Origin of the sequence: Kitasatospora sp. NPDC059088, from assembly GCF_042738155.1 — a bacterium.
Lineage (GTDB): Bacteria > Actinomycetota > Actinomycetes > Streptomycetales > Streptomycetaceae > Kitasatospora.
This window is the reverse complement of sequence record NZ_JBHYGR010000023.1, coordinates 16,737-30,051: the sequence shown is the minus strand read 5'-3', so window position 1 is coordinate 30,051 and position 13,315 is coordinate 16,737. Positions and strand designations below refer to the sequence as shown.

The window sequence follows — 13,315 nt, the reverse complement described above, 5'->3', positions numbered from 1 at the left end:
CTCCCCGGTATCAGTACGCGAGCGCGCGGTCGACGGCGTCGAGCACGCGGTCCAGGTCGGGGAGGAAGGCCTCCTCGACGCGGGACGGCGGGTACGGCGCGAAGTAGCCGCCGACCCGCAGGACCGGTGCCTCCAGGTGGTAGAAGCACCGCTCGGTGAGCCGGGCGGCCAACTCGGCGCCCATGCCCAGGAATACCGGGGCCTCGTGCACCACGACGGCCCGCCCGGTGCGCTTGACCGACTCCTCCAGCGCGGCGAAGTCCACCGGGGAGAGCGAGCGCAGGTCGACGACCTCCAGCCGGCGGCCGTCCTCCTCGGCGGCCGCGGCGGCCTCCTGGCAGACCTTGACCATCGGGCCGTACGCGATCAGCGTCAGGTCGGTGCCGGGGCGGACGATCCGGGCCTCGTGCAGCCCCAGGTCGGCGGCGGCGCCGACCTCGCCCTTGTCCCAGTAACGCCGCTTGGGCTCCAGGAAGATGACCGGGTCGTCGGACTCGATGGCCTGCCGCAGCATCCAGTGCGCGTCGTGCGCGTTGGACGGCGTGACCACCCGCAGACCGGCGGTGTGCGCGAAGTACGCCTCGTGCGACTCGCTGTGGTGCTCGACCGCGCCGATACCACCCGCGTAGGGGATGCGGACGGTGACCGGCATCTTGACGTGCCCGAGCGCGCGGGCGTGCATCTTCGCCAGCTGGGAGACGATCTGGTCGAAGGCCGGGTAGACGAAACCGTCGAACTGGATCTCCACGACCGGGCGGTAGCCGCGCAGCGCGAGGCCGATCGCGGTGCCCATGATGCCGGACTCGGCCAGCGGGGTGTCGATCACCCGGTCCTCGCCGAAGTCCTTCTGCAGGCCGTCGGTGATCCGGAAGACGCCACCGAGCTTGCCGATGTCCTCGCCCATCAGGACGGTCTTCGGGTCGTTCTCCAGCGACTTGCGCAGCGCGTCGTTGAGCGCCTTGGCGATGCTCTGACCGGCCATCAGTGGTTCTCCCCCGCCTCGAAGGAGGCCGCGTACTCGACGAATTCGGCCCGTTCCTGGTCGACCAGCGCGTGCGGCTCGCTGTACACGTGGTCGAAGATCAGCGTCGGGTCCGGGTCCGGCATGCTGCGCACGCCCTCACGCACCCGCAGCCCCAGCTGCTCGCTCTCGGCGTCGACGGAGGCGAAGAACTCCTCGTCCGCCAGGCCCTCCTTCTCCAGGAGGGTGCGCAGCCGCAGGATCGGGTCCTTGGCCTTCCAGGCCTCGGTCTCCTCGGTGGCCCGGTAGCGGGTGGGGTCGTCGGAGGTGGTGTGCGCGCCCATCCGGTAGGTGAAGGCCTCGATCAGCACCGGGCCGTTGCCGCTGCGGGCGTGGTCGAGCGCCCAGCGGGTGACCGCGAGGCAGGCCAGCACGTCGTTGCCGTCGACCCGGACGCCGGGGAAGCCGAAGCCGGAGGCGCGGCGGTACAGCGGGATCCGGGTCTGGGTGGTGGTGGGCTCGGAGATCGCCCACTGGTTGTTCTGGCAGAAGAACACCACCGGCGAGTTGTAGACCGAGGCGAAGGTGAAGGCCTCGTTGACGTCGCCCTGGCTGGACGCGCCGTCGCCGAAGTACGCGATCACCGCGTCGTCGGTGCCGTCCTTGGTGATGCCCATCGCGTAGCCGGTGGCGTGCAGGGCCTGCGCGCCGATCACGATGGTGTAGAGGTGGAAGTTCTTCTCGTTCGGGTCCCAGCCGCCGTGGTTCACGCCGCGGAACATGCCGAGCAGGTTCAGCGGGTCCACGTCGCGGCACCAGGCGACGCCGTGCTCGCGGTAGGTCGGGAAGGCGTAGTCGCCGGTGCGCATGGCCCGGCCGGAACCGACCTGGGCCGCCTCCTGGCCGAGCAGCGAGGCCCACAGGCCCAGCTCGCCCTGGCGCTGGAGCGAGGTCGCCTCGCCGTCGAACCGGCGCACCAGCACCAGGTCGCGGTAGAGGGAGCGCAGCTCCTCGGGAGTGGTGGTGAGGGGGTAGTCCGGGTGCTCGACCCGCTCGCCTTCCGGCGTGAGCAGTTGGACGAGCTCCGGCTGGACGTCCGTTCCCGTGGCGCGGAGGGTGTCAGGAACAGCGGGGGCCGCCTTCTTGCGGGTCCTCGCCGTGCTTTTGACGGTCACGTTCACTCCTCGGTCTGTCCGGCCGCCCGGGGTCGCCGGTGACCGGTCCGGTCACCGCCTCGCGGGGCGCGCGTGGGTGTGCGCACCTACTGCGTGGCAGGTGGTGATCCTGTTCCGACGGCGTCCCTCACGAGAACGTTACCCAGCGTCCGCCCTTGGCGCGCTTGCGCTAGGACGTCCTACTTGTTCAGGGCCTACGACCCCGAGGGTGCCGCGCCCGGCTCGCCGTCGGAAGGGTGGGGGTGACGGTCGGCGTGACGCAGCTCTCAATTCGAGCGCCTTCAGGACACCAGCGCACGTTATCCGGGCGGAAGCCCGTACGTAAGGGGGTTCTCGGTATCGGTTTCGGTCGGGTGTGGCTGGATCCCGCCTTTACGGCACTGGGGACGATAGGCCTTTTGTACGGTGGTATGGGAGGCTTTGGGCGTGACTGATAACGGACAAATCAGGGTGTTCCTGCTCGACGACCACGAGGTCGTCCGACGGGGCGTGCACGACCTGCTGTCGGTCGAGGACGACATCGAGATCGTCGGCGAGGCCGGCACCGCCGCCGAGGCGCTCACCCGGATCCCCGCGGTCCACCCCGACGTCGCGGTGCTCGACGTCCGGCTGCCGGACGGCAACGGGGTCGAGGTCTGCCGCGAGATCCGCTCCCGGCTGCCCGAGATCAAGTGCCTGATGCTGACCTCGTTCTCCGACGACGAGGCGCTGTTCGACTCGATCATGGCCGGCGCCTCCGGCTACGTCCTGAAGGCGATCCGCGGCACCGACCTGATCACCGCCGTCCGGGACGTCGCGGCCGGCCGCTCCCTGCTCGACCCGGTCGCCACCAGCCGGGTGCTCGCCCGACTGCGCGACGGCGGCGAGAAGGAGGACGAGCGGCTGGCCCAACTCACCAAGCAGGAGCGGCGGATCCTCGATCTGATCGGCGAGGGGATGACCAATCGTCAGATCGGCAACGAGTTGCACCTCGCCGAGAAGACGGTGAAGAACTACGTCTCCAGTCTGCTCGCCAAGATGGGCATGGAGCGACGCACCCAGGCGGCGGCGTACGTGGCGCGGCACCAGGCCGATCATCAGTACTGATACGGTCCTTCACACATGTGACGGTTTGTCAAGGGCCCCCACCAGGGGGCCATAACCTCTGCACGTGACTTTCAGCCAGACCCTCGCCTGCGCCCCGGCCCGCCCCGACCTCTCCGCACCGCCGATAGGGACCCTCAGCCCACCGGTACCGCGCAGCGCACTCGCCGAGGTCCTGGCCCGGTTCCGGGTGGGGCGGCTGCTCACCGCCGAACCGGTCGCGGAAGGCCTGCTCAACCGCGGTTACCGGGTCACCACCGAGGCCGGCGCGTACTTCCTGAAGTGCTACGTCGACGCCGCCACCGCCAACCGCCCGAAGATCCTCGCCCACCACCGCGCCATGACCGACCTGCACGCCCTCGGCCTGCCGGTGGCACCCCCGCTGAACTGCTCCGACCGCGGCGCGACGGTGGCCGGCCTGAACGGCCGCCTGTTCGCCCTGTTCCCCTGGACCGATGGCCGACACCGGCACGGTACGGAGCTCGAACCACCGCAGTGCGACGCCCTCGGCGCGCTGCTCGGCCGACTGCACGGCGCACTCGACGACGTCTGCGCCCCCCTCGACCAGCCCGACGGCTACCGCAGCGCCGACCCCCTCGACAGCGCCGAACTCGCCCGCGACCTGCGGCGCCGCGCCCGCGCGCACCGCCCGAACGGCGACCTGGACGCCCTCGTCGTCCGACGGCTCGACGAACGGCTGGAACTGCTCGCCGAGCACGCCCAGCGACGGCCCGACCCGCTCGCCGCCCCGCCCACCGGCTGGACCCACGGCGACTTCCACGGCCTCAACCTGATCCACACCGCAGGCCCGGACGACGGCGAGCGGGTCACCGCGGTGCTCGACTGGGACAAGCTCGGCCCGCAGCCGCGCGCCGAGGAGGCCGTCCGGGCCGCCACCCTGCTCTTCAACGACCGCACCAGCGGCGCCCTCGACCTGGTCCGGGTCCGCCGCTACTCCCAGGCCTACCGGGCCTCCGGTGCCGCCACCGCCGAGCACCTGGCCGCCGCCGTCCACCGGGTCTGGTGGGAGCGGCTGAACGACTTCTGGATGCTGCAGTGGCGCTACCAGCGGGCCGACCACCGGGCCGACCCGCTCTACCCCGCCTCGGCGGGCCAGTTGGCGTGGTGGTGCCAGGAGTACGAGCAGGTCCTGGACGCCTTCGCCAACTGATCCGTCAGTTTCCGCCGCCGACCGGCGGTGTCACCGGCGGCTTGACCGGGGTCTGCGACGGCAGCGGCTTCGAGCTGCCAGTGCTGCCCCCGTCGCCGCCGGGCGGCACCGACGCCGAGGCGCTCGCCCCGCCCGTCGCCGTCGCGGAGGCGCTCGGCGTGTGGGTGGCCGTCGGCGTCGGGGTCGGGGTGTGCTTCCCCGTCGGCGACGGCGACATGTTGGTGCCGCCCCCGCCACCGCTGCCGCCGTACGTCCCGGGGTCGCTCGGCTGCTGCGGCCGCCGGCTGCCGGAGGTCGACGGCGGCGGGGTCAGCTGGCCGCTCTGGGTCGGCGTGGTCGACTCGACGGTGCTGACCGCCGGCTCGGGCGTGCTGGGCACGACGGGCGTCTTCACGTCGGTGCCGCTGAGCGCGAAGGCGATCCCGGCCCCGGCCGCGACCAGCACGGCGATCCCGCCGGCCAGCCAGCCCCAGGGCCCGCGCCGCCGGCCGCCGTGGTCGCCGTGGTCGTCCTCGCCGCCACCGCCGCCGTACGAGCCGCCGCCCTGGTACGGGGAGGGGGTGTGCGGGCCGCCCGTGGAGTACGGCATCACCGAGGTCTGGTCGCCGGCGCCGACCGCGCCGAAGGCCTGGGTGGCGGCCGCCTGGTCCGGCCGGAGCACCTGGGTGGCCCCGGTGTCCCCGGGCAGCCCGGTGCCCGCGCCGACCCAGCCGGCCCCGCCCGCGCCGTGCATCTCGCGCAGCGCGTGCTGCAGGTGGGCGCGGAACTCGTCGGCGTCCTGGAAGCGGTCGTCCGGGTTCTTGGCGAGCGAGCGCAGCACCAGCGGGTCCAGGCCGACCGGCACCCGGCCGTTGGCCTGCGAGGGCGGCATCGGCGGGTCCTGGACGTGCTGGTAGACCACCGAGAGCGGGGTGTCGCCGGTGAACGGCGGGCGCAGCGTGAGCAGTTCGAAGAGCATGCAGCCGGCCGCGTACAGGTCGGAGCGGTGGTCGACCGGCTTGCCGAGCGCCTGCTCGGGCGACAGGTACTGCGGGGTGCCCATGACCATGCCGGTCTGGGTCATCGTGGTGGCCCCGCCGGTCAGCGCCCGGGCGATGCCGAAGTCCATCACCTTGACCGCGCCGGCGTTGGTGATGATCACGTTGGCGGGCTTGATGTCGCGGTGCACGATGCCGTTGCGGTGGCTGTAGGCCAGCGCCTCCAGCACCCCGGCGATGATGATCAGCGCCTGGTCGACCGGCGGCGCCTCCTCGTCCGCCAGCAGCTCGCGGACGGTCCGGCCCTCGACCAGCTCCATCACGATGTACGGCGTGGACTCGTCCCCGACGTACTCCTCGCCGGTGTCGTAGACCGCGACGATCGAGTGGTGGTTGAGCGCCGCGACGGCGTGCGCCTCGCGGGTGAAGCGCACCCGGGCGATGTCGTCCTGCGCCAGCTCGCCGCGCAGCAGCTTGACCGCGACGGTGCGGCCCAGCCGCACGTCCTCGGCGGCGAAGACCTCGGCCATGCCGCCGCGGCCGAGCCGGTGGGTCAGCCGGTAGCGGCCGTCGCCGACCGTGCCCATCGGCACCCCGCGGCCCGGTGTCTGCGAACCGCCGAACGGCGGCAGCGCGGAGGTCGCGGATTCGCTGCCCGGCCCGGGGATCCCCGGCGTGCCGCCGGTCCGGCCGTTCGCTCGGGCACCCGTCTCGTCGTCCGGCTGCTGCGTCTGTGCCATCGCTCCTCGCCCCGGGCGTTCGCTCGGATTCGCGGTGCCCTGTCGCTTACGTATCCCCGAACGCTACCGCTTCCGGCGCGCACCCGTGACACGCGCGGAGGGGCGGAAATCCGTCAGAGCAGACCGCCCCGGTCGGCCTGCGGGTCCACCACCACGACCGCGGCCGGGCGCTCGGAGTGGAACTTGCCGTTGGTGGTGTTCTGCGCCTTGTTGACCACGATCGCGATGATGATGCCGGCCAGCACCAGCACGCCGACGATGATCACGATCACCACGAAGGCCGTGGAGCAGCCGCCGCCGCTGGGCTTCGGCTGCTGGTACGGCGGCATCGGCTGCGGGCCCGGGGTGTGCATCGGCCGCTGGAAGGGCTGCGGCGTGTGCGGGGCCTGCGGGCCCGGGGTCTGGTACGCGGGCGGCGGGGTCCGGTACTGCGGCTGGGCCTGCGGCCCGCCCTGCTGGAGGTACTGCGGGTGCGGCGTCTGGTAGGCCGGCGGCGGCGTCCGGTACTGCGGCTGGGCCTGCGGCCCGCCCTGCTGGAGGTACTGCGGGTGCGGGGTCTGCGGCGCCTGCGGAGTGGCGTGCACCGAGCGCGGCCCCTCCTTGATCACCAGCGGGGAACTGGCCTGCAGCGCGTGCCCGGCGCCGCCGCCCTTCAACTCGGCGATCAGCCGCTCCGCCTCGTCCCGCATCGCGGCCGCGCTCTGGAACCGGTGGGCCGGGTCCTTGCGCAGCGCCTGCGCCACGAAGGCGTCCACCACCGGGACGACCGACCGGTTGAGGCTGGAGGCCGCCGGCGGCTCCTCCTGGACGTGCTTGTAGGCGATCGAGAAGGCCGAGTCGCCGTCGAAGACCAGCTGGCCGGTGAGCATCTCGAAGAGCATCACGCCGACCGAGTACAGGTCGGAGCGGGCGTCCACCGGCTTGCCGAGGGCCTGCTCGGGCGACAGGTACTGCGGGGTGCCGACCACCATGCCGGTCTGGGTCATCGACGTGACGCCGGACTCCAGCGCCCGGGCGATGCCGAAGTCCATGACCTTGACGTTGCCCTTGCGGTCGAACATGACGTTGCCGGGCTTGATGTCGCGGTGCACCAGGCCCATGTCGTGCGAGGCCTCCAGCGCGTTCAGCACGCCGACGATGACCTTCAGGGCCTCGTCGGCCGGCATCGCGCCGTACTGGGCGACCGCCTCGTTGATCGCCTCGCGCAGGCCCTTGCCGTCGATCAGCTGCATGACGATGTACGGCGTGCTGGAGCCGTCCGGGGCCACGTCCTCGCCGCTGTCGTAGACCGTGACGATGTTCGGGTGCTCCAGCCGGGCCACCGCCTGGGCCTCACGGCGGAACCGCTCCTTGAACGAGTCGTCCCGGCCCAGCTCGCTGTGCATGCTCTTCAACGCGACCTGCCGGTCCAGCACGCTGTCGTACGCGAGGTGCACGGAGGCCATGCCGCCCTCGCCCAGCAGCCGCTGCAGCACATAGCGGCCGTTGCCCAGGGAGAAGCCCCCGGCCGCCGCGTTGCCGTGCTCGCTCATGGTCCCCTGCTCCCCCTCGGCGCGGTGGTCCTGCCGCAACCGTGACGTTCGGTCTCGTCCGTGCGTGGTGGCCCGGCCCACTGGCCCGGCGAACCCCTGTCGCGGCGGCTCCACCGGCCTGCGACAGGGGTCAGGGTATCGGCTCCCGCCGACGGTGATCGGCCCAGGGCCGGTCCCGCCCCCGGACCGTCGGCGCCCGCTCCCCGCACGCCGGTCCGGGGCGGATCGTCGCGGTACGTCCGGCCCCGGGGCGGGTCCGGCGGGCGGGTCCGGGCCCGGCGGGCCCACGGCTACGAGCCCGGCGGGCCCACGGCTACGGGCCTGGAGGTACGGGCCTACAGGTACGGGCCGGAGCGGATCCCGCGGCCCTGACCCGGGTCCTCCTCGTCCGGCTCGCCGCCGTGCAGACCGGGCGGCAGCGCGCGCCGCATCTGCTCCAGCTGCGCCCGCGCGGCCATCTGCTGCGCGAACAGGGCGGTCTGGATGCCGTGGAACAGGCCCTCCAGCCAGCCCACCAGCTGGGCCTGGGCGATCCGCAGCTCGGCCTCGGTCGGGATGGTGTCGTCGGTGAACGGCAGCGAGAGCCGCTCCAGCTCGGCGACCAGCTCCGGGGCCAGCCCGAGCTCCAGCTCCTTGATCGAGCTGGCGTGGATGTCCTTCAACCGGACCCGGCTGGCCTCGTCGAGGGGCGCCGCCCGGACCTCCTCCAGCAACTGCTTGATCATGCTGCCGATGCGCATGACCTTGGCGGGCTGCTCGACCATCTCGGTCACCGGGAGCTCGCGCGGCATGTCCGCGTCCTCGTCCCCCCCGATCGGTACCGCGGCGAACCCCTGGCCCACGGGCAGCCCGTCCGGTCCGACGATCAGCACCTTCTGGCCGTCCTGCGACTGCCCGCCGGCGGCCCGGAAGGGCTCCTGCGACGAGCGCTCGTTCATCGGATTCGTCATGAACAACATTCTCTCTCACTGGGGTTGGTCGGGCGGAAGCCCCCGTGCGTCCCGCCGTCCGGCGCCAACCGTGACGACGGGACGCCCCCGCGGCCCGCCCGGGAATCCGTACGGATACTCAGTTCCCGCCCCGACCCGACCGTCCGCGCCCGCGCGTGCGCCGTCCCCCGCGCCACTCCGGTCGCACACAGCACCTCCCCGACCACCCCGCGAAACCCACCCCTCGCCGCGGCCGTGTCCCCCGGGAACCCGCACCGAACCTCCACGCCACCGGCCCGCCCGCTCAGCCCTTCCGCAGCCGCAGGCCCACCAGCCCCAGGCCGCAGCCGATCAGCCCCAGGCCCACGCCCAACGGCAGCTGGAGGGTGGAGGGGTCCTGCCAGCGGGCGGGGAGGACCCCGGTGACCGCCGTGGCCGCCACCGGCTGGGCAGCCGTCGTGACGGTGTCCTGGTCGGCGGCGGGGTCCTGGGCGTCCGGGGTGTCCGCGGCCGGGTCCGGCCGGTCGGCCTGGGCGCCCTGGTCCGGGGCCTGCTCGGGCGACTGCTCGACGGCCAGGTCGGGAGCCTGGTCGGGAGCCTGCTCGGGGGCCTGGTCCGGCGCCTGCTCGACGGCCTGGTCGGGCCGTTCCAGGGCGGCGGCCGGGTGGTGGCGGTGCGCCCTGAGCTCGGCGAGGTCCGGGCGCGACCGGTCGGGCACCCCGTACTGCGGCGGTGCGGCCTTCGGCGCGGACCAGGCCTGGTCCGCCCCGTCCGCCGCATCCGTCCCGTCCGCCGTATCCGTCCCGTCCGCCGTGTCCACCCTGTCGGGCTGCGCTGCCGGATCGGACCGGTCCGCCCGCTGCTCCCCGCCGGCCGGCACCGGAGCGTCCGCCCGCGCGTGCCCCGGCGCCGAGGCACCCGGCGCGGGGAGCGCCACCGCGGCGGTCGGGGCGGTGGTGGAGCGCGGCGGGCAACGGCCCGAGGGCGGTGTGCGGGGGTGCGGCCACGGTCGGAGTCCTTCCGACGGCCGACCGCGCCCGGAGGCGGGTTCGGCGGCGGGACAGCTCCGCACCAGCCTCACACAGTCCGACAATCGCGGCATTTCGGACACGCGGCGGTACCCCCGCCCGGACCGGGCCCCGCGCTCAGACCGTCAGCACGACCTTCCCGACCTGCTCCCCCGCCTCCAGCACCCGGTGCGCCTCGCCGACCTCCGTCAGCGGCAGCACCCGGTCCACCACCGGCTTCACCACCCCGGACTCCACCAGCGGCCACACGTGCTCCCGCACCGCCGCCACGATCGCCGCCTTCTCGGCCAGCGGCCGCCCGCGCAGGTTGGTGGCGATCACCGCCGCCCGCTTGCGCAGCAGCGCGTTGAGGTCGAGTTCGCCCTTCACCCCGCCCTGCAGCCCGATGATCACCAGCCGCCCGTTGACGGCCAGCGCCTCCACGTTCCGCTGCAGGTACTTGGCCCCCATGATGTCCAGGACCACGTCCGCCCCGGCCCCGTCGGTGGCCTCCCGGAGCACCTCGACGAAGTCCTGCTCCCGGTAGTCGATCGCGATGTCCGCGCCCAGCTCGGTGCACCGGGCCAGCTTCGCCGCGCTGCCGGCCGTCACCGCGACCCGGGCGCCGACCGCCTTGGCCAGCTGGATCGCCATCGTCCCGATCCCGCTCGCGCCGCCGTGCAGCAGCACCGTCTCGCCTGGCCGCAGGTGCGCGGTGAGGAAGACGTTGGACCACACGGTGCAGGCCACCTCCGGCAGGGCGGCGGCCTGCTCCGGGCTCAGCCCCTTCGGCAGCGGCAGCAGCTGCCCGCTCGGCACCGCGACCCGCTGGGCGTAGCCGCCGCCGGCCAGCAGCGCGCACACCTCGTCGCCGACGGCCCAGCCGGCCACGCCCGGGCCGAGCGCGACGATCCGCCCGGCGCACTCCAGTCCGGGGTAGGGGGAGGCGCCGGGCGGCGGGTTGTAGAAGCCCTGCCGCTGGAGCAGGTCGGCGCGGTTGACGGCGGTGGCCGCCACCTCGACCAGGACCTCGCCCTCGCCGGGCACCGGGTCGGGGACCTCGGCCCACACCAGTGCCTCGGGGCCGCCGGGTACGGGAATCGTCATCGCATGCATGCCCCGAACCTACTGCGGCGCACGGCGCTCCGGGGCTCAGGCCCCGCCCTGCGCGGCCGACTTGATGACGATCACCCGGTCGGTGAGCTGCAGCACGGCGGCCTCCGGCTCGGTGTAGTTGAGCACCCGTCGGCCCCGGACCACCGCGACCACCAGTTCCTCGCACGCGCGCGGACTGTGGCCCGCCTCGGCCCGGGTGACCGGACGCTCGACCACGTCCAGCCCGTTCCCGTACGTCAGCAGGTCCTCCATCACCGCCCCGGCGTGCGGGCTGAGCATCGACAGCCCGAGCAGCCGCCCGGCCGAACTGGAGCTGGTGACCACGACGTCGGCGCCGCTCTGCCGCAGCAGGGGTGCGTTCTCGTCCTCCCGGACGGCCGCGACCACGGTGGCGCCCTTGTTCAGCTGCCGTGCCGTCAGGGTGATCAGCACCGCGGTGTCGTCCCGTTCCGGGGCGACCACGATCCGGGCCGCGGCGGGGACGGCGGCCCGCACCAGGGTGTCGGTCCGGGTCGCGTCGCCGACCACCCCGACCAGGCCGTGCTGCGAGGCGTGCTCGATCACCTTGCGCTGCGGGTCGACGACGACGATCTCCTCCGCCTTCACCCCCTGCCCGAGCAGGGTGTCGACGGCGCTGCGCCCCTTCGTCCCGAAGCCGATGACGACGGTGTGCTCGCGCACGGTGGACCTCCAGCGGTTCAACCGCCATTGCAGGCGGGTCCGTTCGGTGAGCACCTCCAGCGTGGTGCCGACCAGGATGATCAGGAACACCACGCGCAGCGGGGTGATCACGAAGATGTTGGTGAGCCGCGCGCCGTCGCTGTACGGGGTGATGTCGCCGTAGCCGGTGGTGGAGAGCGTCACGGTGGCGTAGTACGCCGCGTCCAGGAAGCTGAGTTCGCCGCCCGCGTTGTCGTGGTAGCCGGCCCGGTCGAGGTAGACGATCACCGAGGTGGCGACCAGCACGGCCAGCGCGACCAGCAGCCGTGAGCCGACCTGCCGGACGGCGGGCGCGGTGCGGCGCGCGGGCAGCACGATCCCGGCGTCCGCCCACGGCTCCGTCCCCGGCGCCGAGATGCGTCGCAACCTGCTCATGGTGCCTCCACCAGTTCGACGGTCTCCCCCGCGGCCGCCCCGCCGGGCGGGACGACGGCCAGGGCCTCGGCCCGGGCGAGGCCGCGCAGCATCGCGGGCCCGTCGAAGGCGAGCGGCACCACGCCCTCGGCGGTGCGCCGCACCGGTTGCAGCCGGGTGTCCACCGGGTGCCCGGGCAGCAGGACGGCCGCCGGGGCGAGCGCGGGCGCGCCGGGTGCCCGGCCACCGCGGGCGTGCAGCAGCGGCAGGGCCAGGGTGACCATGCCGGCGACGGCGGCGAGCGGGTTGCCCGGCAGGCCCACCAGGTGGCGCCCGCCGCTGAGTTCGGCCAACAGCATGGGGTGTCCGGGGCGGACGGCCACGCCGTCCACCAGCAGTCGGGCGCCGGCCTCGGCGAGCGCCCGGTGCAGGAAGTCCACCGGACCGGCGGCCGTCCCGCCGGTGGTGACCACGACGTCGGCGGTGGAGTGCCGCAGGGCGTCCCGCAGCAGCCCGAAGTCGTCCTGGACGCAGCGGACCTCGGTCACGTCGGCGCCGGCCGCCCGCAGCCAGGGCGGCAGCAGCGGGCCGAGCGCGTCCCGGACCAGTCCGGGTCCGGGGATCCCGGTGTCGAGCAACTCGTCGCCGAGCACCAGCAGTTGGACCGCCGGCCGACGGCGCACGGCGAGCCGGTCGTGGCCGCAGGCGGCGGCCAGGCCGAGCACGGCCGGCCCGACCACCGTCCCCGCGGGCAGCAACTCCTCGCCCCGGCGGCACTCCTGGCCGCGCGGGCGGACGTCCTGGCCGGTGGTCAGCTGCTGGGGGCCGGTGTCGCGCAGCAGCGCGCCGTCCGCACGGCCGTGTTCGCGGCGCAGTACGGCGGTGGCGCCGGGCGGCAGTTGGGCGCCGGTGGCGATCTCGACGGCGCCGCCGTCGGCCAGCGGCGCCACCTCGGTGCGGCCGGCCAGCACCCGGCCGGTGACCTTCCAGGGCCCCGGCCCGGCGACCGCCCAGCCGTCCATCGCGGAGGTGTCGAAGGCGGGCAGGTCGGTGAGCGCGCCGAGCGGTTCGGCGAGGACGTGCCCGAGCGCCTCGGCCAGCGGCAGCCCGATCACCGGCAGCGGCCGCAGCCCGGCCCGGCGCGCGGCCTCCCGGGCGCGCGACCAGCTCAGCACGCCGGGGCCGGTGGCGGGAACGGTCACGGTGGTCCATCCGACCTCGCTCACGGCTCCCCCGGGCCGTCGGCCGGACTCCACCGCTCGGCGAGCGCCGCGGTCCGCCGGGAGGCCTCGGCCACGGCCTCCGCCCCGCCGCCCTGCTGCGCGGCCGCGTAGCCGATCAGGAAGGCGGTCAGCGGCGCGGCGGGCCGGGCCACCCCGTGCGCGACCACCCGGGCCAGGTCGAGCAGTCCCCGGACGTCCACGTCCAGGTCGATGCCCAGGTCGGCCTTGACCTCGGCGATCCAGTCTTCCAGCGTGCGCTCCATGCGCCCATGCTGCCCGATCGGCGGTTTCCCCGAGGTGTTCACCCCGTGTGCGGGGCGCGTCGTT

Annotated in this window: 11 protein-coding genes and 1 pseudogene; 2 read left to right on the top strand and 10 right to left on the bottom strand. The window is 74.0% G+C overall.

All coding sequences use genetic code 11. From position 1 onward, the window contains the following. Positions 1-10: 10 nt before the first annotated feature. On the bottom strand, positions 11-982 hold the full coding sequence (locus tag ACFWXO_RS13180) for an alpha-ketoacid dehydrogenase subunit beta (protein ID WP_375882831.1): 972 nt from the start codon (positions 980-982) through the stop codon (positions 11-13). Next, positions 982-2,136 (bottom strand): pyruvate dehydrogenase (acetyl-transferring) E1 component subunit alpha, encoded by a 1,155-nt coding sequence (pdhA, locus tag ACFWXO_RS13175; protein ID WP_375882834.1) that lies wholly within the window; start codon positions 2,134-2,136, stop codon positions 982-984. Before pdhA ends, ACFWXO_RS13180 begins: the two co-directional genes overlap by 1 nt. A gap of 426 nt (positions 2,137-2,562) precedes the next feature. Between pdhA and ACFWXO_RS13170 the strand changes: the two genes are divergently transcribed. Both ACFWXO_RS13170 and ACFWXO_RS13165 read left to right on the top strand, forming a co-directional pair. Next, the gene (locus ACFWXO_RS13170) at positions 2,563-3,222 is read left to right on the top strand and encodes a response regulator transcription factor (protein ID WP_350506572.1); all 660 of its coding nucleotides are present in this window, start codon (positions 2,563-2,565) and stop codon (positions 3,220-3,222) included. Positions 3,223-3,286: 64 nt separating this feature from the next. After that, entirely contained in the window at positions 3,287-4,390 is a 1,104-nt protein-coding gene (locus ACFWXO_RS13165) for a phosphotransferase enzyme family protein (protein WP_380523791.1), read from the top strand. Positions 4,391-4,394: 4 nt separating this feature from the next. Here the strand turns inward: ACFWXO_RS13165 and ACFWXO_RS13160 are convergent, their stop codons facing one another. The 8 genes and pseudogenes from ACFWXO_RS13160 to ACFWXO_RS13125 all read right to left on the bottom strand — a co-directional run. Then, entirely contained in the window at positions 4,395-5,954 is a 1,560-nt protein-coding gene (locus tag ACFWXO_RS13160) for a protein kinase (RefSeq protein ID WP_375882930.1), read from the bottom strand. A gap of 266 nt (positions 5,955-6,220) precedes the next feature. Beyond that, the gene (locus tag ACFWXO_RS13155; protein WP_380523789.1) at positions 6,221-7,639 is read right to left on the bottom strand and encodes a protein kinase; all 1,419 of its coding nucleotides are present in this window, start codon (positions 7,637-7,639) and stop codon (positions 6,221-6,223) included. A gap of 335 nt (positions 7,640-7,974) precedes the next feature. Then, positions 7,975-8,589, bottom strand: a complete 615-nt coding sequence (locus tag ACFWXO_RS13150) for a bacterial proteasome activator family protein (RefSeq protein ID WP_375882844.1) — start codon at positions 8,587-8,589, stop codon at positions 7,975-7,977. A 283-nt stretch (positions 8,590-8,872) separates the two neighbouring features. Beyond that, positions 8,873-9,388 (bottom strand): hypothetical protein, encoded by a 516-nt coding sequence (locus ACFWXO_RS13145; protein ID WP_380523786.1) that lies wholly within the window; start codon positions 9,386-9,388, stop codon positions 8,873-8,875. A gap of 325 nt (positions 9,389-9,713) precedes the next feature. Beyond that, positions 9,714-10,691 (bottom strand): NAD(P)H-quinone oxidoreductase, encoded by a 978-nt coding sequence (locus ACFWXO_RS13140; RefSeq protein ID WP_380523784.1) that lies wholly within the window; start codon positions 10,689-10,691, stop codon positions 9,714-9,716. Between the two features lie 36 nt (positions 10,692-10,727). Then, positions 10,728-11,786 (bottom strand): potassium channel family protein, encoded by a 1,059-nt coding sequence (locus tag ACFWXO_RS13135; RefSeq protein WP_380523782.1) that lies wholly within the window; start codon positions 11,784-11,786, stop codon positions 10,728-10,730. After that, entirely contained in the window at positions 11,783-12,991 is a 1,209-nt protein-coding gene (locus ACFWXO_RS13130; protein ID WP_380523780.1) for a molybdopterin molybdotransferase MoeA, read from the bottom strand. Before ACFWXO_RS13130 ends, ACFWXO_RS13135 begins: the two co-directional genes overlap by 4 nt. Further along, positions 12,988-13,269, bottom strand: a pseudogene (locus ACFWXO_RS13125) (DUF6457 domain-containing protein); the annotation flags it as partial. The pseudogene ACFWXO_RS13125 and the gene ACFWXO_RS13130, both read right to left, overlap by 4 nt. Positions 13,270-13,315: the final 46 nt, after the last annotated feature.

Bases quoted from the DNA above. Each gene is read 5' to 3' on its own strand.
- ACFWXO_RS13180 (WP_375882831.1), bottom strand. From the start codon at position 982: ATGGCCGGTCAGAGCATCGCCAAGGCGCTCAACGACGCGCTGCGCAAG.
- ACFWXO_RS13160 (WP_375882930.1), bottom strand. From the start codon at position 5,954: ATGGGCACGGTCGGCGACGGCCGCTACCGGCTGACCCACCGGCTCGGC.
- ACFWXO_RS13155 (WP_380523789.1), bottom strand. From the start codon at position 7,639: ATGAGCGAGCACGGCAACGCGGCGGCCGGGGGCTTCTCCCTGGGCAAC.
- ACFWXO_RS13150 (WP_375882844.1), bottom strand. From the start codon at position 8,589: ATGACGAATCCGATGAACGAGCGCTCGTCGCAGGAGCCCTTCCGGGCC.
- ACFWXO_RS13140 (WP_380523784.1), bottom strand. From the start codon at position 10,691: ATGCATGCGATGACGATTCCCGTACCCGGCGGCCCCGAGGCACTGGTG.
- ACFWXO_RS13135 (WP_380523782.1), bottom strand. From the start codon at position 11,786: ATGAGCAGGTTGCGACGCATCTCGGCGCCGGGGACGGAGCCGTGGGCG.